We start from the raw sequence: 21,570 nt of genomic DNA on the forward strand, positions 1-21,570 counted from the left end.
TTACGGCAGCTGCTTTCCAGGCAATAATAGCTGGAATCGCACCATACGGACAGCCCCCGAGGCAGGCCTCAGCAGCGCGTGACGACGCGGCCATAGGCGCCCACGACTTGCGCGCAGGACGGCGCATAATAGGCGCAGGCAGCCGACATGGCAGGCGAGGACGACTTTCGGCGACCACGTCTCGTCCGTCCTCTTTGCTCGTTCAATGCCCGCCGCTCAGCACGAGCGTCTGGATCGGCAGCAACAGCGCCTGGATCCGCAGCAGCAGCGCGTGCACGAGGCCGACGCCGTCGACGACGTGCAGCGCGATCTTCCGGCTGGTCGGGGTGTCCTTGGCCGAAATCACCTCGTGGTTGCTGGTATAGGCGTTGATGATGCAGCTCGAGCCCGGCGTGACACCGTCGAGACCGTCCTTGTAGAGCGGCTCCAGGAAAACCAGGATCGTGCCGGGACGGACCGCATTCTGCGGATCGATGAGCTGCTCGCCGGAACGAAACTGTCCGGCCGCGATGTAGTCCTGCACCGTCGTGATCACCATGGGAATGATGACCCATGGCTTCGAGATGCAAGTCGCTTCCGCGACCATGCCCTGCTTCATCACCTGCGCCTCGATCTGGCCGAAACCGGCCTGGAGCGCCTTGCGGCCCGCACCCTCGGGAACGAGAACGCCGGCGGGGCGCATCAGCTGGTTGACGACGTCGCCGGGGCGAACCAGGAACTGCTCGACCCGGCCATCGACGCCGGCACGCACAGACGTCTTGTCGAGATCGACCTGGGCCTGATCGAGGGCGGCTTCGGCGCTGGCCTTCTGGGCCGGCAGCAGAGCCGAGACCTGCAAGGACAGCGACTGCTTCGCCGCCGTCGCGGCGTCGATGCCGGACTGTCGCTGATCGACCAGCACCTGGAGCTTGTCGATGTCACGCTGTGGAACGATACCGGGATTGCGGCGCTGGAGTTCGGTCTTGACCTCGAGCTCGTCTTTGGCCTGCTGGTAGTTGGCCCTCGCTTCGCCGAGCTGCGCCTCGGCCTTGACCACATCGGCCTGCGCCGTCTGCATGGCGGCATCGACTTCTGCGACCTTCCGCTTGGCGGTCTCGACCGCAGCCCTCTGCTTCGAGCTGTCGAGCGTGAACAGCACATCGCCCTTCTTCACGGGTGCGCTGAAACCCACGTTGACGTCCGCGACCCGCCCAGAGCCCTCGGGCAGGATGGGCACCGTGCGGAAATAGAGCGTCGCCGACGACGTCGCCGGATGGAAGTAGAAGATCATGGTGATCAACGACACCGTCAGCATCAGGCAGGCGGTGATGCCCCAGCGCAGTTCGTACCAGACCGAGAAGAAGGTGATCTCCTTACCAAAGCGCTTGCCCTGGGCGTAGCGGCGGTACAGGTAGTCCGGAAGGATCGTGACGAGGGAGCAGATCAGCAGCTCAAGCATGACTGCGCTCCTTCTCCTTGGCGGGTCCCGGCTTGTCCGCGGGAGGCGGCGTGACGGCGGCCTCGGCCTGGATTTCCTCCGTATCGGAGGCCGGCGTCGCGTCGGCGATCTTCTCGACGGACCCTGCAATGCTGCGCAGCGGCGTGCCGAAATCCGGAAGATCGATCATCGCGAGGAGCAGTCCGGCGATCCAGAAGATGTGCATGTGCGTGAACAGCGAGATCAGGCCGAGCACGGCGACTAACTCGAACTGCAGCTTATGCGTTTTGTGCGCCATCCGCTCGGGCAGGCTGTGCAGTTTCCAGTAGAGCGTGCCGACCCAGAGCACGGCCCCGATCAGGAATACGCCCATCACCACCATCAGCGTGTCGGTCCCGCTCCCCGGTGCGAGATAGAACGGCAGATGATGCGGTGCCATCGGATGAAGCTGCTCGCTCAAACGTCTCTCCCGATCAAAACGTCCATGGGCGGCACTGTGTTCGGGTATGTTCGCGTTTGTTTGATTTGAGTCAAGGGAACGCAGTCGAGCCGACCTAGCGTCTGCCGCATGCTGATCGCGTCATCATCAGGAGCCGCCCGCCATGCCCGGCCTAGACGATCTCATCCCCAACGCCGCCCAGATTCGTAAGGAAGCCGCCCTCAAGGAAGCCGAAAAGGCGGAGGAATATGTGCGCCTTGCCGCCGCGGCCGAGGCCGAGAAGCGCGCCTTGATCGAGCGCTTGAGCAAGCCCTCGGGCAAGACCGAGGAGGAGAAGATCAAGCTCGCCTCGACCATTATCCAGCGCGCGGTGCGCAACGGCCTCACGGAAGTGCTGGTCTATCGTTTCCCCAACTCGCTGTGCACGGACAAGGGCCGCGCCATCAATCAGATGGAAAAGGGCTGGGAGAACACCCTGACGGGGATTCCCAAGGAAATCTTCCAGCTCTGGACCGACTATCTGAAGCCGCGCGGCTATCGCATCGCCTATCAGATCATCGATTTTCCCGGCGGCGTGCCCGGCGACATCGGCGTGACCATTTCCTGGGACGATTAGCAACAGGTGGGATCGGCATGGCGAAGGACGGCCCTGCGGAGCGGATGAAGCGGAAGGATTACGAGAAGGAGCTCGAGAAGCTCCAGGTCGAGCTGTGCCATCTCCAGGACTACGTGCGGGAAAACAAGCTCCGGGTCATCGTCCTGTTCGAGGGTCGGGACGCCGCCGGCAAGGGCGGCACGATCAAGGCGATCACCGAGAAGGTCAGCCCGCGCGTGTTCCGGGTCGTCGCCCTGCCCGCGCCGTCCGACCGCGAGAAGACACAATTGTTCTTCCAGCGCTACATGGAGCGATTTCCGGCCGGCGGCGAGATCGTGATCTTCGACCGGAGCTGGTACAACCGCGCCGGTGTCGAGTACGTCATGGGCTTCTGCACCCCCGCCGAGCACGAGCGTTTCCTCAACCTGTGCCCGCAGATGGAGAAATACGTCATCGACGGCGGCATCATCCTGATCAAGATCTGGCTCGAGGTCGGCATGGACGAGCAGGAGCGCCGTTTCAAGGCCCGCATCGACGACCCGGTCCGACAGTGGAAGCTCAGTCCGATGGACCTGGAATCCTTCCGTCGCTGGTACGACTATTCGCGCGCACGCGACCTGATGCTGAAGAAGACCAGCACGAAGGATGCGCCCTGGAACATCGTCCGCTCTGACGACAAACGAAGGGCGCGGCTCAACTGCATCGCGCACCTTCTCGGCGCCATCCCCTACAAGCGCATCAAGAAGGACAAGATCAAGCTGCCGAAGCGCTCCGACAAGGGACGCTACAACGACCAGGCCAGCCTCAAGAAAATGAGTTTCGTCGCGCAGCGCTATTGAGCAGCGTCAGGCCGCTAAAGCGCGATGCGATTGGAATGAATCGTCATCGCGCTTTCAGGTTGTTGTTTGAGCATGTTCTATTCGGAAAACCGCTACACACTTTTCCGGATCATGCCCTAGGGGCCCGATGCTGCCGTCGATCGCTCAATGGCCATACGACCCCTTCAACTCGATTTCAGGCGGATCGTGACGCCACCGACTGCAGCCGATACTTCCGCGCCGACCCGCGGGCCGCTGAGCTGGAGGATCACGCCATTGCTGTTTTGCAACTGAACGGCGCCGGCACCTGCGGCGATTGCCCCACCCGCTCCTCCCACGGCATAAGAGCCTTCGATCGACGCCGGCCCCTTTAGATTGAGCGCGCGGCCGACGAACTTCGTGGTCGACGCTCCGATGGTGAGGCCCACGCTCATGCCAGACACCGTGAATGGGTATTTCTTGCCCCGGTAGACCAGAACGCCCTCACCGCCACCGGCGCCGACGATGAAGCCACCCTTGGTGAAGACGACCGCGACCTGGCCGGTGTCGGCACGCGCGGACGTGCTGAAGCCGGCAACAGCGGCGAGCGAAGCGACCAGGACGGCGCCGAAGGACAGTTTTCTCATGACGTTTTCTTCCCCTTATTGAGCCAGGATCATCGCGAAGTAGCCGAAGATGGTGAGAAGGATGCCCGAGACGGCATAGCCGACCGGGAATCCGATCCAGGGCACGGAGCTCTGGATCTCGACCGCGGCCTCGCGGCACGGGCCGGAATGCGACCGCGCGCCGGCAACGCCGCCCATCAGCACCGCCGGATTGATCTTGAAGACGTGGAAGCCGATCGCCCAGACGATGAACGGCGGGATCGTGCACGCGATGAAGCCGACGATGAAGATCTTGAGCGCGAGCGCGCCGGTGAGCTGAGCCAACAGGCCGGCGCCGGCATTGACCCCGACGATCGCGACGAACACAACGAGGCCGAGATCCTCGAGCACGTTTCGCGCCGCGTTCGGCGTATTGCCGAAGAAGCGCAGCCGCGACACGACCGAGGACACGATCACGCCGGACAGCAACAACCCGCCGGCATTGCCGAGACCGACCTTGGCACCGAAGGCGGGGAATTCGATCATGCCGATGAGGAAGCCGATGATCATGCCGACCGACAGGGTCAGCAAGTCGGTCGAGGTGTTGGCGCGCGCGATGCGGCCCCACATCTCGCCGAGCTCGTTGACCGCCGACTTCAGGCCGACCACCGAGACGATGTCCATGCGCTCCAGCTTGGTCTTGAGACCGGCCGGGATCTGCACCCCGCCCCGCTCGACCTTGGTCACCTGCAGCTGGCCGGCGATGGCCGTGTCGCGGAAGGACTCGAAGGTCCGCCCGACGACGTCCTTGTTGAAGACGACGATTTCCGCCTGGTCCATGGGTATACCGAGCGTCTTGGCATCGGCGACCTCCGGACCAATCAGGCCCATCTTCTCAGTCAGATGCTCGGTCGATCCGCCCAGCGCGACGATATCGCCCTTCTGCAGCACGAGCTCGGGATCAGCCCCCTGCGGCTCACCATTGCGCCCGACATTGACGATACGGTACTCGGGATTGACCGTGCGGAATTTGGCGATGCTCATCCCGATCGTCGCAGGATTTTCCAGCCGGTAGGCCCGCAGACCGAACTGACGGTAGCCGGTCAGGGCGCCGCCTTCGAGATCTTTGACGCCGAACTCCTGCTCATACTTCTTGGCGGCGGCCTTGGCATCGACGCCCCACCAGCGCGGCAGGTATTTGCAGATCAGGATGATGCCGACGGTGCCCCAAATGTAGGTAATACCGTAGGACAAAGCGATCATGCCGGAGGCATCCTCGGGCTTCATCCCGTCAGGCAGTTTCACGACTCCCGACGTGACGGCCTGCTCGGCCGAGCCGATCGCCGCCGACATGGTCTGCGATCCCGCCAGCATTCCGCCAGCCGCACCGGGCGGCAATGCGAAGAGCTTCGCCCCAAGCACGACGAGGGTCAGGCCGATCACACTCGACACCACCGCGAGGAACAAGAATTTGATCCCGTCGCCCCGCAGGCTGTTGACGAAGGACGGACCTACGCGCAGGCCGACGCCGTACATGAAGAGATAGTAGAACAGGCTCTTGGCGAAGTTGTTCAACTCCAGCTTCACGCCATAGCTGGATGCCCAGACCGAGATGCCCGCGCCGACCACGATGGCACCGGCGACCATGCCGAGGCCATAACCCTTGATGCTGGCTCGGCCGATATAGACGGCGAGACCGACCACGAAGAACAGCAGCAGATACGGGTACTGCTGCAAGAACTGGAAAAATGCCTGCATGTTCGTCCCCTCCCGACCTATGACGCGGCCTTGAGCTTCGGCTGGGCGCTGGGCTTTGGCCTGCCGAGCTTGGCCAAGGCTTCCGTCCGTACGAGTTTCAGCCCTTCCTTGGCGTCGTAGCCGTGGATCTCCTTCACATCGAGCTTGCGCATGAAGTCGATCGTCTCCTGGGTGATGACCTGGCCGGGCACCATGATCGGGAAGCCCGGCGGATACGGGATCACGAAGTTGGCCGAGACGAGCTCGGGCCCGGCCTTCAGCCGCCGGTCGATCTCGGGATCGTTGAGGCGGATGTGCTCGCAGCCGGCGACGTCATAGGCCGCGTAGAAGCCGCTGCGGATGTCGCCCTCGTTGGTCTTGGTGCCAGCATCGCCGCGGAAGCTCGGATGGAAATGCGAGAAGTTCGGCAGATCGGGCACGTCCTTCATGAGGCTCGTCACCCGTGCCTCGAAGGTCTTTCGCGCATTGGCACCGCCCTGGGCCAGGCCGCGGTCGATCTCGCCCGCGATCTCGGCGAGCACGCGAACGAGATGCGCGACGTCGCTGCGAGTGTTGTTGATGTTGGATTGGACCAGCACCGAGTTGCGGGAGGTCTTGTTGACCTGGATGTTGTACTCGTTGGCGAGAATGCCTTTGAACTGCGTGCCGTCATAGCCGGCCATGCCGCATACCAGCGTCATGCGGGTCGGGTCGAGGCAGAACTCGTCCTCGTCCAGGCTCTTCAGCGTATTCGCCCAATTGACGCCGGGGGCGAGGAAGTCGGTGAAACCGCTCTGGCGGTACTGCGCCGGCACCATGGCGTCGGCACCGAGGATGCGGAAATATTTCGAGATCAGCGGATTGTTGTTGACGGCCTGCCGGATCGCGAACGCGATCTCGATCGCATTGGCGACGAGGCCATAGCCCTCCAGCTCCATCTGCCGCCGTGAGACGTCGAGGCTCGCGATCAACTGCTGGTTCGGACTTGTCGAGGCGTGGGTGAACACAGCTTCCTTGAACTGCTGCTCGACGGTGTGGAATTCGACGTCCTTGACCGAGAGCATCGAGCCCTGGCGGATCGCCGACATCGACTTGTGGGTCGAGTTGGTCTGGTAGACGCGCAGCCGGATCTGTCGGGGGTCCGGGATCAGCCGGGTCTTGAGCAGCACCTCGTCGGACGGGTTCTTGCCGAGCTCGGCCTGCTGCTTCTCATAGGCCGCGACCGACCTGGGATCGCGCATCCATGCCTCGATCTCGTTGGCCGCCCCAAGTCCGGTGCGGCGGCGCAGGAATGGCGAGAAGCGCGCGAAGCCGAACCAGGCTTCGTCCCAGAGGAAGATCAGGTCGGGCTTGATGGCTAGGCATTCCTCCATCACCCGCCTTGTGTTGTAGATATGGCCGTCGAAGGTGCAGTTTGTCAGGTCGACCATCTTGACGCGGTCGAGCCGGCCATCGGCCTTGGCGCCCAGCAGCGCCTGCTTGATGGTCTTCAGAGGCACCGCGCCGTACATCGAATATTCCGTCATCGGGAAGGCTTCGACGTAGAGCGGCTGCGCGCCGGCCAGCACCATGCCGTAGTGATGCGACTTGTGGCAATTGCGGTCGACGATCGCGATGTCGCCCGGCGCGAGCAGCGCCTGCACCGCCATCTTGTTCGACGTCGAGGTGCCGTTGGTGACGAAGAAGACGCGGTCGGCGCCGAGCGCCCTCGCCGCCTTCTCCTGCGCCTTCTTGATGTTGCCGGTCGGCTCCAGCATGCTGTCGAGACCGCCGGTGGTGGCGCTGCTCTCGGCCAGGAACAGGTTCGGGCCGTAGAACTCGCCCATGTCCCGGATCCAGTCGGACTTGAAGATCGACTTGCCGCGCGCGATCGGCAGCGCGTGGAAGGTGCCGATCGGACGCTGCGCATATTTCTTCAGATTGTCGAAGAACGGCGTGTCGTAGCGATCCTGGATGCCTTCGAGGATCGACAGATGCAGTTCCAGCAGTTCTTCAACGGAATAGAAGATGCGCCGGACCACATCCGCCTCGGGATTACCCGCCAACTCCTCCACGTCCCGGTTCGAGATCATATAAAGGTCGAGCTCGGGCCTGACGCGCTTGATGATCTGGGCGAGCCGCAACGCCGAAGCGTCCGTCTCGTCGTTGAGACCTGCCGAGGCCATGATCGAGCGCAACACCGGCGCATCGTGGCGCGAACGCAGGCCAAAGCCCTCGTTGATGATGACTGCTCCGATGTTCGGATTGAGCATCGTCGCGCAGAAAGCGTCCTCCAGGCTGCCGACGATCACGGGTTCATAGATGAACGCATCGACCGAGCGCCGCAGCTTGCGCCATTCGGCGGCCAGCGCCGGCCACTGGCTGGATGATACGCCGGTGACGATCAGGGTCTCGAAATACGGCCTGCGCGCGGTGTGCGCGCCAAAAGCCGGCGGCACCAGTTCGGGCGCATCGCCATTGCCGTCATCCTTGGCGCTCCAGTCGCCGGCATGCTGGCGGAAGGATCGCGTCGCCAGTGCCTGGGCAATTCGCGTCGCAAGGGCGAACGACGACGCACCGTCGCCGGCGACTGCTGCTTCCCGCAGCGCCGCCATGAGGTGCGGACCGGGATAGCCGTGAAATTCTTCGATGATCGAAAGATCGGCCAACGCCGCGTCATAGGCTGTGCGATTTCCGACGCGCGCCCAGGTCTTTGCTGCTTCCACAAGGTCGCGCCAGTCGTCTGCCCGCGCGCCCGGGCCGGAAAAGAACTGGTCGATACGCTTCCGTGCGGGCTTGGCGTCCTTGGACATCTCTCTCTCCCGATCCTCTAAAGGTGATGCGGGATCGTGGGTGCGGCGCGGCTCGCTCCATTGATCCAAGTCAACGGTCGCGTGCATTCTGCGGGCCGACACCGTGCCGTTCGCAGCGCAACACGAAAAGATCAGGCCGTTCGTTGTGCGACGCTCACCTGATCATTGGCGCACTCATCTCCCCTCCTGCGAACGTAGCGCTTCGCAGCGCAGCAGCACGACCAGCAGCGCGACGACAGGCAGGCCCAGCGCGAGATCGGGAACGCTTTTGGTTGCAAAGGCTCCGGCGGCGGCACCGAAGCCGAACACGACGCACAACGCGATGAAAATGCCCGAGCGGCGCAGCGTTCCGAGTGGTGCGTCGCCTGCTGCGACTGCGAAGACGTTCTCGATGGCCTGACGCATGTTGCTGGTGATCATCACCGTGCTGCACACAGTGCCTTCGACCTTGACGAACATTGCAGACTGCATCGCCGCCACGCCGGAAATACCGAGCGTTCCGGCCAGATCTGGCAACCGATTATGCAGGATGCCGATCGCTATCAAGAGCAGGATCTCGATCAAAGTGCTGATCGCGCTGGCCCGCTCGCCCGTTGCGCGGCGCAGCCAGGCTGCGAGCACGATGCCGACCGCGAACGCCAGGATTGGCGGCACGAAGTGCAACGCCTTCGCCCAGTTGCCCGTCATCGCATGAACCCACAGGAAGATCAGGTTGGCGGTCTGGGCATTCGCCAACACGCCGTGGATGATCCAGGTATAGGCGTCGATATAGCCGCCGACAAAGGCGAGCAGCAGGACGATCTCGACTGTCTCGTCGCGGCGGATCGCACCGGCTGCGACGTCCAGGGTACTCATGTCGGCAATATGGGCTGTCGCGAGCATTCCATCGCGTCATAGGCGCCGCCATGTCGCCGCGAAGGCTTGATCTGGATCAAGCAATATCCCGACGCCGTCAATCAAATCACGCCAAAGCGCCGGGGGAATGCCATGGAAACCGTCGGGTGGATCATCGCCACCGCACCGGAAATTTTCCTGCTGCTCGCGATCGCGATCGGCACCATCCTCGGCCGCATCAGGATTCGCGGCTTCTCGATCGGAACCACCGCCTGCATCCTGATCGTCGCCGTGCTGATCGGGCAACTCGGGAGCTTCACGTTCCCGCCGATCCTCCGGGCGATCCTGTTCAGCCTGTTCGTCTTTACGATCGGTTACCGTTCTGGACCGGAATTCTTCGCCTCGCTGAGCGTGCGGACCTTGGCACAGGTCGTGCTGGCGTTGGTGATCGGCGCCACGGGGCTCGCGCTCGTGCTCATCTTCGCGCGTGTCTTCACGTTGGATACGGGGACAGCGGCAGGACTGACGGCAGGGGCGCTGACACAATCCTCGGTGATCGGCACCGCATCCGGCGCGCTGGCGCAGCTCGGCCTGCAGAGCGACGTGCTGAAGCAGCAGGAAGCCAACATCGCGGCGGGCTATGCGGTGACCTACGTGCTCGGCTACATCCTGACGCTCCTGTTCGTGCCATTCGTCGCGCCGCGGCTGATGCGGATCGATCTGAAGGCGGAGGCGAAAAAGCTCGAGGCGGAGCTCGCGGGCGGTACGCCGCCAAAGACGGAAAACCTGTCATATCGCAAATTCCAGGCCCGCGCCTATCGCGTCTCGGCCGGCGCTGGTCGTACCATCGGTGCCATCGAGGCGGAGATCGGCGGCCGCACGGTCGTAGAGCGGATCGTGCGCAGCGGGGCCGACATCAAGCCGCAGCAGGATACCGTGCTCGAGGCCGGCGACGACATCGTCATCGCCGGTCCGACTGCCGCGATTGTCGCGGCCAAGCCGATCCTCGGGGCCGAGATCGACGCGGGGGAGCTGCTGCGCAACCTGCCCGGCAATGTGATCGAAGTGCTCGTTGAAAACCGCCAGCTGCACGGCCGCTCACTGCGCGAAATTGTTGACCGGCTCGGCGACAATGCACGCGGTGTATTCCTGCGTGCGCTGACGCGCATGGGGCGGGAAGTGCCGCTCGGTCCCGATACGCGCGTCTATCTCGGCGACGTCATGACGCTGGTCGGCAGCACCGGCAATATCGCGCGGGCAACGGCGCCAGTGGGACACGCTCTGAATACGAGCGACCGCACGGACATCGCCTTTCTCGCTGCGGGCATCGCAGTGGGTCTTCTGGCCGGCCTTGCCAGCTTCAAAATCGGCACTGTCGCATTGACACTCGGTGGCGGCGGCGGCGCGCTGATCGCCGGGCTCGTCTGCGGTTGGTTGCGTTCGCGCAGGCCGGGCATCGGCGCAATGCCGCCCGCGGCGCAGCAGACCCTGAGCGACATCGGCCTCGGCGGCTTCATCGCGGCGATCGGACTCGGCAACGGTCTTGCCGCCTGGTCGGCGATCCAGGCGCACGGTCTGTTGCTGATCGGCATGGGCATCGTCGTCACGCTGGTCCCGATGACGGTGGGAACGCTGGTTGCCTATTATCTGCTGCGCATGAATCCGGTCGTGACCTGCGGTGCGCTCGCCGGCGCCATGACGGTCGATGCCGCCGTCACCGGCGCCTGCGACGTTGCCGAGAGCCAGACGCCGGTGCTCGGCGTCGCCGTCCCCTACGCGGTCGGCAATGTCGTCCTCACGGTGCTCGGCCCGATCGTCGTGGCCGCAACCTATTCAGGTTGAGGGAGGCCCGGATGCGACGCGGACCTGCATTGCTCCATTTTTTCGCGATCACCTTGCTCAGCGTCTTCGTGGCCGCATCGTCCACGCACGCCGCGGACGAGGTCCGCATCCAGGAGGAAATCTGGGCGCTGCCCCTGCCGCTGCCGATGTTCGCCTATCTGGTGCGCCCCGTGGGCGACGGCCCTTTCCCGCTGGCGATCATGAACCATGGTGTTTCGCTCAACCCGATCGATCGCAGCTTCTTTCCGCTGGTGGAATTTCGCGATGCCGCCAAATGGTTCGCAAGGCGCGGCTATCTCGTGGTGGCGCCGGTCGGCAGCGGGTATGGCGCAGCAGCCATCGATATTCCCGAGCGTGCGCTCTATGGGCCGTTCTTCTCGAAGGTCGGCAAATGCACCAATCCGAACTTCCATGATGCCGGCCTTGCGCTGGCGCAGGCCAATCTGTGGATCATCGACTATATGGCCTCCGAGAAGCGCATCATTCCCAGAGACGTGATCGTGGTCGGGCAGTCCGCCGGCGGCTGGGCTTCGATCGCGCTGTCGAGCATGAACCCGCCACAAGTGAAGGCCATCATTGTCTTTGCCGCGGGCCGCGGCGGACGCGTCGGCGGCAAGCCGAACAATAACTGCGCGCCCGACCGCCTGGTCGAGGCCACCGCCGATTTCGGCCGGACATCGCGCGTGCCGATGCTGTGGATCTACATCGGGAACGACACGTTTTTCGGTCCGGACCTGTCAAAGCGAATGCACGCTGCCTTCACCGCCGCCGGCGGCCGGGCCGAATATCACCTGATGCCGCCGTTCGGCAACGAGGGACATTTCTTCATCGGTTCGCCGGACGCAATCCCGCTCTGGTCGCCGTTGGTTGCGAGGTTTCTCGATGCGCAGAACTGAGCTAGGAATTTCGGAGTTACAGCGATGGCTCGTGCTCTTGATTGTCTCTCTGGTCTCCTGATGGTTGCATTGGTCGAGAGCGCCACGACCTCGAGTGTCGCATCGCCCAAGTCGGCGCAATCCGAGAAGCCCCCCGAGGTCGCAACACGCGGCCAGCGCGAAGCAAGCGACATCACCTATGGCAGCTGGCAAAAACTGTGCTTCAAGGCCGGCGGCGCGCCCACCCTCTGCCGAACCTCGATCACCGGCCAATTCCCGACCGGGCAGACGGCCGTGCGCATCGATCTGATCGAGAGGGAGGACACGGCCACAGCACGCCTGCAACTTTTCGTACCGATCGGGATGTACCTGCAACAACCGCCGAAACTGGCAGTCGACCATGGCGCTGCGTTCCGCATTCCTTATACCTGGTGTCTCACCAATTTATGCGTCGCGGCGGACGTCGTGACGCCAAAAATCATCTCGGAGATGGAAAACGGTCAAACGCTTCTGCTCGAACTCGTCGACTCCAATCTTCTTGCCGTGACGACTTCGATTCCGCTCGCGCAATTCGGTTCCGCCCATAAGGGGGCGCCGACCAGGATACTCGAGCAATATGTCGAAGAATGACGGCCGTCGTGGAGCTACAAGACGCGGGCGCGCTGGACGGATTCGATCAAAGACTGCGCCGCAAACGGCTTGATGAGATAGGCGATGCAGCCCGAGGCAATCGCGGCCGAGCGGTTTGCCGGGCTGTCATTGCCGGTGACATAGATCACCGGTGCCGCAATGCCCTTCTCGGCCAGGCTTCGCCGCACCTCGATGCCGGACCTTGCACCCAGATTGATGTCGAGGATGATGCAGATCGCGGTGTGGAACCTGTCATGATCGAGCAAGGCCCCTCCCGTGTCGAACAGGGTTGTGGCGAAGCCGTATCCTCGCAGCAGCCTGTCCATGCTGGTCCGCATGGACGGATCGTCATCGACGACGAAGACGGACTCGCGCAGGGGCAAGGCGATTGCCTTTCCGGAAGTCGACAGTGGGATATCGGATACGACAGCTCCGCGCTTTCGCGTGTGCCTATGTGCATTATTGCACATAGCTCGTCGTGCACTGTCAACACGCCCTTGCATTGTCCTTTGGGACAGGCACGTCGAGGGAACCGCGCGCCTTTTCAGAGCCGTCAGCGTTCGTCCGGATCGAGCATTCCGAGACGCTCTGCGATCGAAACGAGTTCCGCCAGCGAGCGAACCTGCATCTTCTCCATCACTTGATGGCGATGCGCCTTCACGGTGCGTTCGGTGGTCCCCAGCTCATGCGCGACCTGCTTGTTGATCCTGCCGCGCACGATCAGATCGAACACCTGTCGCTCGCGCTGCGTCAGCGTGGCCAGATGACCACGAAACGCATCCAGCCTGCTGGCCTGGGCGCGCGCCGTCCGCTGACTAGCCAGCGCGCGCTCGATCGCTTCGAGCAATTGTTCGGACGATATCGGTTTGGTCAGGAAGTCTTCCGCACCGGCCTTGATCGCGCGCACCGTCGTCGGCGTGTCGGCATGACCGGTCAGGAAGACGATGGGCAGCATCGACCCCGCCGCAGCCAACCGCGCCTGCAGGTCGGGACCGCTCAGGCCCGGAATCCGCACGTCGAGCAGGATACATCCCGCCTGCCCGTCATCCGGCGCCGAGTCCAGGAGCTCCAGCGCCGAGGCGTAGGTCGCGACCTCGTATCCCGCGAGCTTTAGCCGGCGCTCGATCGCGGTCCGAAACGACTCGTCGTCGTCAACAACGTGAACAAGGCCTGGCAACTTCCTACCTCTCGCCCAACTTGATCAGGACGCTCGACGTCCTTGTCGTTCTTCAAAGCGATTTTCTCGTTTGAAGGTCGGAATATCTGCTTCGCAATATGTCGCATCTTCCCTGCGGTGAGGGATTCTCATCCAGCGCAGCAATCACCAGTGCTGTCCTTTGGTACAATGAACCTTGGGACAATGGATAAGAATACTTCCTTGGCCGAAAATCAACTTCGGCGGGAGTGGGATAGCGCGGCGCATTTCCGGCAAAGTATTTCGTCTGACAGACCAATTCGGCGGAAAGCTGAGGAGTTGGCCTATGTTCGTTCGCATCACGACGGATTCCACGCTGCGTCCCAATACCCTCCGCGACCTCGGCATGGCATCTCATTCAAATGCCCTGGTCAATTTAAGCGAATTTTCCTACCGAAAAGGCTCCGAGATCTACGGTGAGAAGGAGCCGGCCGAGTATGTCTACCAGGTCAAATCCGGCGCGGTGCGTAGCTACAAGCTGCTGTCGGACGGGCGCAGGCAGATCGGCGCATTTCACCTCGTCGGCGACATCTTCGGGCTCGAGAACGGCAGCGAGCACCGCTTCACGACGGAAGCCATCGTCGACACCACGGTGCGGCTGATCAAACGCCAAAGCCTGGAAATCGTGGCAGAGAGCGATGCCATGGTAGCCAGAAACCTGCTCAGCATGACCACGAATAACCTCCAGCATGCGGAAGACCACATGCTGCTTCTCGGTCGCAAGACCTCCCTGGAGCGTGTCGCCGCGTTCCTGCTCGAAATGGACAAGCGCCTGACGGCTGCAGGCGTTATGGCGCTTCCGATGTCGCGACGCGATATCGCCGACTATCTCGGCCTGACGCTGGAGACCGTCTCGCGGGCTTTGTCGCGGCTGCATGAGCTCGGCGTGCTCGGCTTCATCGGCAACACGCAACGCCAGATCGTGCTGCTCGACCGGCACCAGCTCGCAAGCCTCGATCTGCAGCCCTGAGCCGGCGAAGGCCTGTTCACGTTCCGCAATGGTCGAGATTGACCAAGGCGACAGCATCAGGTGCGTGGCAGGTCCGCACCGGGTCTTTCCGTGAGTCCGAGATGGTCGAGCGTCTTGAGCAAGACTTCGAACAGAATGGCGGCGGACCAGCCAAACAGCAGAACACCGTTCATAGCGGTCAGCGGGCCGAGCAGCCGCCATTCGCGCACCGGCGTGATGTCGCCGTAGCCAAGCGTGGTGTAGTTGACGAAGGCAAAGTAGAGCATGTCTGCGTCGGCGGTCGCCGCGTGCACGATTTGGTAGGTCGCCGCCCACATCAGAATTTCGATCATGTGGGCGATCTTCAACACGACGGCGATCGTGATCATGACGCTCATGAGGTGCAATCGCGGCCGCTTGGTATGGCGCGGGACGGCACTGCGGGCCACCGTGACGGCGACCACCGTCACGAGCGCGTGGATTCCGATATTGATCACGCTGACGAGCGTGCCGACGAGGAATTGGAGCATCATCGGGGTGAACCAAACCTCATTTCTGCCTAGGCCAACCGTGCCTCGATCGTTTCCTTTGCGACAACGGTTTCCTGATCGACCCGCGCTGACGCAGCGCGGTCGATTCCTGTCCATGCGGTCGCGAGCTCCCAGGCCACCGACAGGATGATCGGCCCAATGAATAGTCCGATGATTCCATGCGCGAGCGTACCACCAATGACCCCGATCAGGATGACCAGCGTGGGCGTCGTCAGGCCCCGCCCCATGAGGAGCGGCTTCAGCACGTTGTCGAGCAGACCGACGACGACCAGATAGACAGTCAAGAGCAGGGCGACGGTCACGTCCTTGTCCATCCATATCCAGACCAGCACGGGGAGCATAACGATGGCGGCGCCGATCTGGACAATCGACAGCAAGAGCACGACGACCGCGAGCAGTCCCGCGCTTGGGATCTCTGCGAGCTTGAAGCCGATGCCCGCCAGCAAGGCCTGAAGGATGGCGACGCCGATAATGCCCTGCGCGACGGCGCGTATGGTTGCGCCGGCGAGCTCGAGAAAGTGCTCGCTCCGGCCGGGTACGACGCGCAACAGGAAGCCGCGCAGCGCGGCGACGAGCTGCGCGCCGTGCGGGAGCAGAAAGCCCGCGACGATCACCGACAGCAGGAATTGGAGCATGCCAATTCCGGTGTCACCGGCAAACGACAGCATCACTCCGGCGAGCGGTTTCAAGTACGGCGCCACCTCGCGTAGCGCCGCACGGATGTTCGTGTAGGCCTCGTTCCAGATCGCGTAGAGCTGAGGACCGATCAACGGCCAGCTCCTGATCTGCTCCGGTGCGGCCTGGAGCGCGAGATCGCCACTGCCGATCTGGGCCGCAAGGTCCCGGATTCCTTCGACCGCACTGAGACCGAGCCAAGCGGCGGGACCGATGACGATGCCCAGCGTGATCAGGGTGAGAACGGCTGAGGCTGTCCGGGGCCGGCCACCGAGGCGGCGGGCGAGCCAGGCAAAGACGGGATGAAATGCCACCGCCAACACGGCGCTCCAGCTCAAGATTGGCACGAACGGCCGGAGCACCAGGAAAGTCCAGAAGATCAGTAACCCGAGCAAGCCCAGCCGGATCACGAGCTGGACAATGTCCTCCGCGGACAGAAGCTGGCGAAGCGTTTTCAAGGTCGTTGCCTCCCGGCCGACGGACCGCTGCTGAGCAGCTAGCGGGGCGGCCCACCGCGGAGGCTTGATCCAGATCAAGCTAGGCGTTCGGCTGCCTGGCGAGATCGGCGACTGGCGCGCAGCCCATTGCGTCCCGGCGCAGATTGCGCGGTTCACCGCCCGCGAGTGAGAATGCCCCGGTGCTGGACCTGAGCAAGCAGTCGTGAAGTTGACGCCGACGAACGGATTGATCTCGACATAGCTCCGACCGACGGCAAAGCCCACGATCTCAATCGCGGTGCCCGTCTGGAGGCTAATGGCGTTGGTACTGCCAGCTATATCGGCCGCTCCGTCCGGCAGCCTGTTCTTTCTGGTCACGACCAAAAGGGCCAAGCTCTGGGGGTATCGGCAGGCTTTAAGTCCTTCGATTCGGACTTGGCGCTCAGGGCGACCCGATTAGAGAGTGCCTTCCGGAACTTTATTCCAACGCCGTCGCTGGAATTTGGGGGATTCTGAGGGGCAATTTGGGCTACAAGGCCCTACCCCCTCCATATCCCCCAGCCGCTCCAGACGACGGCGCAAGCGGCAGAGCAGACGTTGAAACCCCTGATGTTTCAGAGGCTTACGCCCAGGTCTTGCTTGATTTTGGAGTGTTTTGAGAGGCTTGGAAACAGCCTGATGGCTCCCCGGGCTGGATTCGAACCAGCGACCATCCGATTAACAGTCGGATGCTCTACCGCTGAGCTACCGAGGAAAAGGGCGAACTGTTCGTCCGCGCGCGGCTGCGTATAACAAAGCCGCTTGCGCTTGCAAAGGACGAATTCACGGTCCTCCGCAAGCGCAAGCCTGCCACCAGCATTACTCGGCGGCCTCGGTCTTTTCGATGGCCACGGCCGCCGCTGGCACGGCCGCGCCGTTGCTCTTTCCGGTCACGGCACCGACCAGCGCCTTGACCGGATCGTCGCCCGGCGCAAAACCGCTCTGGCGCAGGATCTCGTCGATCATCGGACGCAGCGCGTGAACCTTGAGCAGCTCGCCGGCCAGACCTTCGCCGAAGCCGACATTACCTCCGCTCGCACCGTTGCCGCCGAACGCGCCGCCGGTGTGCAGGATGCGGACATCCTTGAGATTCGCGATCGGCTTCACCATCTCCGCCAGCGCGGATGGCATGGTCTCAATCCGCTTCTTGGCGATCTCGAAATCGATGACGTTGCTGCCGAGCTTGTTCTGCGCCTCGTTCTTCATGGTGATGACGGCGGCTTCCGCCTCGCCGATGTTGCGGACGCCGACCGCCTTGATCTTGTTGGATTCGGCTTCCGCGGTGGCCAGCGTCTTGACGGCTTCGGCGCGATCGAGCGAGGCCTTCTTCTCGGCCTCGGCCGCGACGATCAGCTCCGTCGATTTGCGTTCGGCCTCGGTGCGTGCGGCCAGCACCTGGGTCAGGCGGGCGCGATCGGCGACCTCGATGGCGCGCGCGGTGACGACCTTTTCCTCCGCGGAGACAGCCAGCGCCTCGGCGGTCTTGGCTTCGGCGACGGCTTCCGACGTCTCCTTGCTCTTCGCCGCGATCTGGATCTCGTTCTCCTGCGTCGCGATCTGGATCTCGCGCTGGGCGTCGGTCTTGCGCTTGTTGATCGCCAGCTCCGACTCGATCACCGCGGTTTCCTTGACCTGCTTGGCACCCGCCTCCTTCTCGGCAACCGCACGATCGGTGTCAATGCGAGCGTTCTCTTCGGTCAGGCGTGCGGTCTGCGTCGCGGTTGCTACCTCGGCGCGGGTGCTCGCGGTCTTGTTGGCGATGTCGCGTTCCTGCGACAGCTCGGCTTCTTTCTTGGTCCGCTCGATCCCAAGGGTCTGCTGCCGCGCCTCGAGGTCCTTTTGCGCGATCGCGACCTCGTTATCGCGCACGATGGCGTTGCGATCGCGGCGGCGGGTTTCGGTGACCGTCTTGAGCTGGGTCAGACCCTCGGCGTCGAAAAAGTTCTCCGGGTTGAAGAATTTGACGTCGGTCTGGTCGAGCTTGGTCAGCGACACCGATTCCAGCTCGAGACCGTTCGACTTCACGTCAGACTCGACCGTGGACTGCACGTGCTTGACGAAGTCCGAGCGTTTCTCCTGCAGTTCCAGGATGCTCATGGTCGCAGCGACCGAGCGCAGGCCGTCGACGAATTTCGCCTCGACCTGGTTGCGCAGCGCCTCGGCATCGTTGGTCAGCGCGCCCAGCGTCTGGCTTGCAAGCGCAATGCTCTCCTCGTCGGGACGGACGCGGACGTAGAACTCGGCGACGATGTCGACGCGCAGGCGATCCTTGGTGATGAGGGATTCCCGCTCCTTGCGCTCGACGGTGAGGCGCAGCGTCTTCAGATTGACGCTGGCATAGGAGTGGAAGATCGGCAGGATCATGGCGCCGCCGTCGAGCACGACCTTCTTGCCGCCGAGCCCGGTGCGCACGAAGGCCTCGTCGCGGGTGGCGCGCTTGTAGAGGATGGTGAAGACGATCCCCAGGACGACGATCAGCGCGACGCCGATCACGGCCGGGACTGCGATGTCGAACATGACTTTCTCCGCTGTGGGACTTGCTAATTGCTTAGAGTGGGGTTGGACGGCTTAAGTTCATCGTCGGCCTTCACCGCGACGAAGCGCGTGCCGTCGCGGTCGACCAGGAGGACCATGGTTCCCTGCGGCAAAGGTCCCGATGACGGCGCCGCGACCGCCGAGACGAAATGGCGGTTGCCGTGGATGTCGGCGACGCTGACGCGGCCGGGCGGCCCCTGGTCGAGCGGGCCAACGACGACCTCCCCGATGCGGCCGACCAGATCGCCGAGGCCGACGACGTAGCTTTCGTCCTTGGGAATGACCCGCGCGATGGTCCTGCTGGCGGCGCGCACCAGCGGAACCGACACCACGACGGCCCCAACCGAGGCGACCGTCGCCGGCAAGGGACCCGCAACCATTCGCGCGAGGTCCTGGATCAGGAATCCGGTGATGGAGAAGGCGCCGAGCAGCAACAGCAGGAATATCAACAGCGGCACGCCGCCGACATTGATCCAGGAGATGGCGTTGAGCACGCCGTTGTCGCTGGGGTGAGCAAAATCGATGTTGGTGCCCAGCATCTCGCTCAAGGAGGCCCCGACCAGCATCGAGATCACCTCGACCGAGCCGACGATGACGATCATGGCCGCCGCAATCGCGAACGGCCTGACCTCAGGCGCCATGACGTGTTCGAGCAGAGCGCTCATGACACCGCACTCAGCCGCCCGACTTCAACCGGGCCAGCCTCGCTGCAATTTCCTTGTCGCGATGGAGCGTGCTCAGCTCGTCGATGTCGCTCGAATAAGGAATTCCCGGCGGCACGCCGGTGGCCCGTGCCACCGCCCTGCCCGCCCGCAGCGCCTTCGCGGCAGCGGAGGTGCCGCCGGATTTCCGCGACGAAGTCGATGTCTGTGGGCTGGCCTGTGCCTCGCTCTTTTCGAGATCGGCGCGGCGCTGCTCGGCATCCTGGAGCGCCGACAGCACCGCGCGGAGCGATGTGACGCATTGCTCGATCTTCTCGTTGTTCTCGTCGATGGCGCGAGAGAGCACCTCGAACTGCGCCTCCAGGTCCATTTGCCGCGCGATGCCGGCGCGGGCGAGATCATCGCGCCCGTCTGCTATCGCGGCCTCGATCTTGGCGGTCAGATCGGTCATCGCCCGCTCGATCTCGCTGCGGCGCGCGTTGAGGCGATATTCCTCGGCCCGGGCAGCGGCGAGCGCATCGCGCGCTTCGGTCTCGGCGCGCTCGATCTCGCGGATGGCCTGGCCGACCACCTTCAGCTTGTTCTTGCCTTCCGCCTGCTCGATCGCATCGTACGCGATCCCGGCGATCAGGCGCCCGACACGGGACAGGAAGTTGTCGGGAGCGGCAGCGATGGTATCCATGGCGTTCTCCTCCTCTGGCAGGCTGTTCGGCGTGACGCCGTAGTGAACTTCGAAACCGTCGTCGGTGCGGATGAGGCGCGCCGGCACGCTCTGTCCCCAGCCCTCGGCATAGCCGGCATAGTCGAAGGGCACGCTGAAGCGCCCTTGCACGGTCGCAATCGAAATGGTGGCGGGCCCCTTGATCTTGGCGAGCTTGTCGTCGAGCGGCAGGCGGCGGCCTTGCGCGGCGCGATACTCCGCGCGGTCGCGCAGCCCCAACGTCACCAGCCGCGAAGGCAGTGCCGTCTGTTTGCGGATCGGCTCATAGGCATGGGCATGGAGCAGGACCACATTGGAACCCACATTGTGGATCCGCGCCACCTCGTCGAGGATTTCCATCATGCGGTCATAGGCCTGGAATGTCGCCTCGATGGCGGCCTTGGCGGCCGGGTCAGGGGCAAGCCGGTAACGCAGCGCGGACGGCGCGTGTCGGGGCGATTGGCTCATGGAAAGCACTAAAGCACCATTTTAGTGCTTTCAAAAGAGGAACCTCGATCACGTTCTGCTGATCCATATGCACTCTGTCGGTTAGTCGCGACGGTCCAGGCCTACGTTCAAAGCGGCCGATTACCCCTAGCTCACGGCAGATCAAGACTTCCTGCACGCGACGGTTGCAATTTGAGATGAAATGCGGGGAGCGTTCGGTAGGCCATCACTCTCTCGGCGCGTCGTTGCGAGGAGCTCTTGCGACGAAGCAATCCAGACTGCTTCCGAGGAGGCAGTCTGGATTGCTGCGCTGCGCTTGCAGTGACGGAGTCTGACCCGACACCTCTGTTCATCGACTCTCATTTCATAGCGCAGCGGCGGTTCCGGATATCGCTTCGCTCAATCCAGGCCACGCGCCTAGACCGTCACGGTCGCCGGCACACCAGATCGATTTCGATCAGCGCATCATAGGCCAGGCCGGTGACGCCGACGCAGGTGCGGGCCGGCAGGCGATCCGGCGGAAAGTACGTCCGATAGGTCTCGTTCATCGCCGCATAGTCTTCCCTAAAGCGCGTGAGATAGATCCGCGTCATCACGACGTGCTCTCGGCCGAGGTCGAGGCCCGCGAGAACCACTTTCAAATTCTCCATCACGGCCTTCGTCTGCCTGACGATGCCGTCGGGCAGCACGCCCGGCGTCTGCGGCGTATCGGGCATCTGGCCGGTCACGAAAACGAAGCCGTCGGTCTCCACCGCGTGGCTGAAGGGCGCGACCGGCTTCGGTGCGCCGCTGATCATGTGGAATTTCACTTGGATGT

20 protein-coding genes and 1 tRNA gene are annotated in these 21,570 nt (G+C 63.3%); 6 read left to right on the forward strand and 15 right to left on the reverse strand.

Annotated elements, in window-relative coordinates; translation table 11 throughout:
- Positions 1-202: 202 nt before the first annotated feature.
- Both I6F17_RS23600 and I6F17_RS23605 read right to left on the reverse strand, forming a co-directional pair.
- A complete protein-coding gene (locus I6F17_RS23600) occupies positions 203-1,438 on the reverse strand; it encodes an HlyD family secretion protein (protein WP_225128802.1) in 1,236 nt (411 codons plus the stop codon).
- Entirely contained in the window at positions 1,431-1,856 is a 426-nt protein-coding gene (locus I6F17_RS23605; RefSeq protein ID WP_036039507.1) for a hypothetical protein, read from the reverse strand. Before I6F17_RS23605 ends, I6F17_RS23600 begins: the two co-directional genes overlap by 8 nt.
- Before the next feature lie 163 nt (positions 1,857-2,019).
- Here I6F17_RS23605 and I6F17_RS23610 point away from each other — a divergent pair, with 163 nt between their 5' ends.
- Together I6F17_RS23610 and ppk2 are read left to right on the forward strand one after the other, a co-directional pair.
- The gene (locus I6F17_RS23610) at positions 2,020-2,472 is read left to right on the forward strand and encodes a hypothetical protein (RefSeq protein ID WP_036039450.1); all 453 of its coding nucleotides are present in this window, start codon (positions 2,020-2,022) and stop codon (positions 2,470-2,472) included.
- A 17-nt stretch (positions 2,473-2,489) separates the two neighbouring features.
- The gene (gene ppk2 / locus I6F17_RS23615) at positions 2,490-3,290 is read left to right on the forward strand and encodes a polyphosphate kinase 2 (protein WP_035999436.1); all 801 of its coding nucleotides are present in this window, start codon (positions 2,490-2,492) and stop codon (positions 3,288-3,290) included.
- 164 nt (positions 3,291-3,454) lie between these two features.
- Here the strand turns inward: ppk2 and I6F17_RS23620 are convergent, their stop codons facing one another.
- From I6F17_RS23620 to I6F17_RS23635, 4 genes are all read right to left on the reverse strand, one after another.
- Positions 3,455-3,895, reverse strand: a complete 441-nt coding sequence (locus I6F17_RS23620) for a hypothetical protein (protein WP_035999439.1) — start codon at positions 3,893-3,895, stop codon at positions 3,455-3,457.
- A 15-nt stretch (positions 3,896-3,910) separates the two neighbouring features.
- Positions 3,911-5,611, reverse strand: coding sequence for a transporter (locus I6F17_RS23625; RefSeq protein ID WP_036039447.1), 1,701 nt, complete (start codon positions 5,609-5,611; stop codon positions 3,911-3,913).
- A 17-nt stretch (positions 5,612-5,628) separates the two neighbouring features.
- The gene (locus I6F17_RS23630; RefSeq protein ID WP_225128800.1) at positions 5,629-8,382 is read right to left on the reverse strand and encodes a decarboxylase; all 2,754 of its coding nucleotides are present in this window, start codon (positions 8,380-8,382) and stop codon (positions 5,629-5,631) included.
- Positions 8,383-8,556: 174 nt separating this feature from the next.
- Positions 8,557-9,237, reverse strand: a complete 681-nt coding sequence (locus I6F17_RS23635; RefSeq protein WP_225128814.1) for a YoaK family protein — start codon at positions 9,235-9,237, stop codon at positions 8,557-8,559.
- A 132-nt stretch (positions 9,238-9,369) separates the two neighbouring features.
- Here I6F17_RS23635 and I6F17_RS23640 point away from each other — a divergent pair, with 132 nt between their 5' ends.
- From I6F17_RS23640 to I6F17_RS23650, 3 genes are read left to right on the forward strand one after another with little or no spacing between them, the layout of a single operon-like run.
- Positions 9,370-11,058, forward strand: coding sequence for a transporter (locus I6F17_RS23640; protein ID WP_225128798.1), 1,689 nt, complete (start codon positions 9,370-9,372; stop codon positions 11,056-11,058).
- An 11-nt stretch (positions 11,059-11,069) separates the two neighbouring features.
- On the forward strand, positions 11,070-11,954 hold the full coding sequence (locus I6F17_RS23645) for a dienelactone hydrolase family protein (RefSeq protein WP_225128796.1): 885 nt from the start codon (positions 11,070-11,072) through the stop codon (positions 11,952-11,954).
- A gap of 24 nt (positions 11,955-11,978) precedes the next feature.
- The gene (locus I6F17_RS23650) at positions 11,979-12,563 is read left to right on the forward strand and encodes an invasion associated locus B family protein (RefSeq protein ID WP_225128794.1); all 585 of its coding nucleotides are present in this window, start codon (positions 11,979-11,981) and stop codon (positions 12,561-12,563) included.
- Positions 12,564-12,577: 14 nt separating this feature from the next.
- On the opposite strand, the gene I6F17_RS23655 is transcribed toward I6F17_RS23650, so the two are convergent.
- On the reverse strand, positions 12,578-12,946 hold the full coding sequence (locus I6F17_RS23655) for a response regulator (protein WP_036039439.1): 369 nt from the start codon (positions 12,944-12,946) through the stop codon (positions 12,578-12,580).
- 170 nt (positions 12,947-13,116) lie between these two features.
- Positions 13,117-13,740 carry a response regulator gene (locus I6F17_RS23660; protein ID WP_036039437.1) on the reverse strand — a complete coding sequence of 208 codons (624 nt, stop codon included), beginning with the start codon at positions 13,738-13,740 and terminating at the stop codon, positions 13,117-13,119.
- Positions 13,741-14,044: 304 nt separating this feature from the next.
- Here I6F17_RS23660 and I6F17_RS23665 point away from each other — a divergent pair, with 304 nt between their 5' ends.
- Positions 14,045-14,728, forward strand: a complete 684-nt coding sequence (locus I6F17_RS23665) for a helix-turn-helix domain-containing protein (RefSeq protein ID WP_036039435.1) — start codon at positions 14,045-14,047, stop codon at positions 14,726-14,728.
- 56 nt (positions 14,729-14,784) lie between these two features.
- Here I6F17_RS23665 and I6F17_RS23670 read toward each other — a convergent pair whose 3' ends face one another.
- The 7 genes from I6F17_RS23670 to I6F17_RS23700 all read right to left on the reverse strand — a co-directional run bounded on the left by I6F17_RS23670 (position 14,785) and on the right by I6F17_RS23700 (position 21,562).
- Positions 14,785-15,240, reverse strand: coding sequence for a potassium channel family protein (locus tag I6F17_RS23670; RefSeq protein WP_225128791.1), 456 nt, complete (start codon positions 15,238-15,240; stop codon positions 14,785-14,787).
- Positions 15,241-15,266: 26 nt separating this feature from the next.
- Entirely contained in the window at positions 15,267-16,391 is a 1,125-nt protein-coding gene (locus I6F17_RS23675; protein WP_225128811.1) for an AI-2E family transporter, read from the reverse strand.
- Positions 16,392-17,049: 658 nt separating this feature from the next.
- Positions 17,050-17,124, reverse strand: a tRNA-Asn gene (locus tag I6F17_RS23680).
- A gap of 104 nt (positions 17,125-17,228) precedes the next feature.
- Complete coding sequence (locus tag I6F17_RS23685) at positions 17,229-18,926, reverse strand: flotillin domain-containing protein (protein ID WP_225128788.1); 1,698 nt, start codon at positions 18,924-18,926, stop codon at positions 17,229-17,231.
- A 23-nt stretch (positions 18,927-18,949) separates the two neighbouring features.
- Positions 18,950-19,609, reverse strand: coding sequence for an OB-fold-containig protein (locus I6F17_RS23690; RefSeq protein WP_225128786.1), 660 nt, complete (start codon positions 19,607-19,609; stop codon positions 18,950-18,952).
- 10 nt (positions 19,610-19,619) lie between these two features.
- The gene (locus I6F17_RS23695) at positions 19,620-20,783 is read right to left on the reverse strand and encodes a PspA/IM30 family protein (protein WP_225128784.1); all 1,164 of its coding nucleotides are present in this window, start codon (positions 20,781-20,783) and stop codon (positions 19,620-19,622) included.
- Between the two features lie 395 nt (positions 20,784-21,178).
- Positions 21,179-21,562 (reverse strand): RidA family protein, encoded by a 384-nt coding sequence (locus tag I6F17_RS23700; RefSeq protein WP_225128782.1) that lies wholly within the window; start codon positions 21,560-21,562, stop codon positions 21,179-21,181.
- Positions 21,563-21,570: the final 8 nt, after the last annotated feature.

The sequence above is a fragment of the Bradyrhizobium sp. NBAIM18 genome (genome assembly GCF_020193825.1).
GTDB lineage: Bacteria > Pseudomonadota > Alphaproteobacteria > Rhizobiales > Xanthobacteraceae > Bradyrhizobium > Bradyrhizobium yuanmingense.

Coding starts and splice junctions, on each gene's coding strand:
- I6F17_RS23600 (WP_225128802.1), bottom strand. CDS start 1,438: ATGCTTGAGCTGCTGATCTGCTCCCTCGTCACGATCCTTCCGGACTAC.
- I6F17_RS23605 (WP_036039507.1), bottom strand. CDS start 1,856: ATGGCACCGCATCATCTGCCGTTCTATCTCGCACCGGGGAGCGGGACC.
- I6F17_RS23610 (WP_036039450.1), top strand. CDS start 2,020: ATGCCCGGCCTAGACGATCTCATCCCCAACGCCGCCCAGATTCGTAAG.
- ppk2 (WP_035999436.1), top strand. CDS start 2,490: ATGGCGAAGGACGGCCCTGCGGAGCGGATGAAGCGGAAGGATTACGAG.
- I6F17_RS23620 (WP_035999439.1), bottom strand. CDS start 3,895: ATGAGAAAACTGTCCTTCGGCGCCGTCCTGGTCGCTTCGCTCGCCGCT.
- I6F17_RS23625 (WP_036039447.1), bottom strand. CDS start 5,611: ATGCAGGCATTTTTCCAGTTCTTGCAGCAGTACCCGTATCTGCTGCTG.
- I6F17_RS23630 (WP_225128800.1), bottom strand. CDS start 8,382: ATGTCCAAGGACGCCAAGCCCGCACGGAAGCGTATCGACCAGTTCTTT.
- I6F17_RS23635 (WP_225128814.1), bottom strand. CDS start 9,237: ATGAGTACCCTGGACGTCGCAGCCGGTGCGATCCGCCGCGACGAGACA.
- I6F17_RS23640 (WP_225128798.1), top strand. CDS start 9,370: ATGGAAACCGTCGGGTGGATCATCGCCACCGCACCGGAAATTTTCCTG.
- I6F17_RS23645 (WP_225128796.1), top strand. CDS start 11,070: ATGCGACGCGGACCTGCATTGCTCCATTTTTTCGCGATCACCTTGCTC.
- I6F17_RS23650 (WP_225128794.1), top strand. CDS start 11,979: ATGGCTCGTGCTCTTGATTGTCTCTCTGGTCTCCTGATGGTTGCATTG.
- I6F17_RS23665 (WP_036039435.1), top strand. CDS start 14,045: ATGTTCGTTCGCATCACGACGGATTCCACGCTGCGTCCCAATACCCTC.
- I6F17_RS23670 (WP_225128791.1), bottom strand. CDS start 15,240: ATGATGCTCCAATTCCTCGTCGGCACGCTCGTCAGCGTGATCAATATC.
- I6F17_RS23685 (WP_225128788.1), bottom strand. CDS start 18,926: ATGTTCGACATCGCAGTCCCGGCCGTGATCGGCGTCGCGCTGATCGTC.
- I6F17_RS23690 (WP_225128786.1), bottom strand. CDS start 19,609: ATGAGCGCTCTGCTCGAACACGTCATGGCGCCTGAGGTCAGGCCGTTC.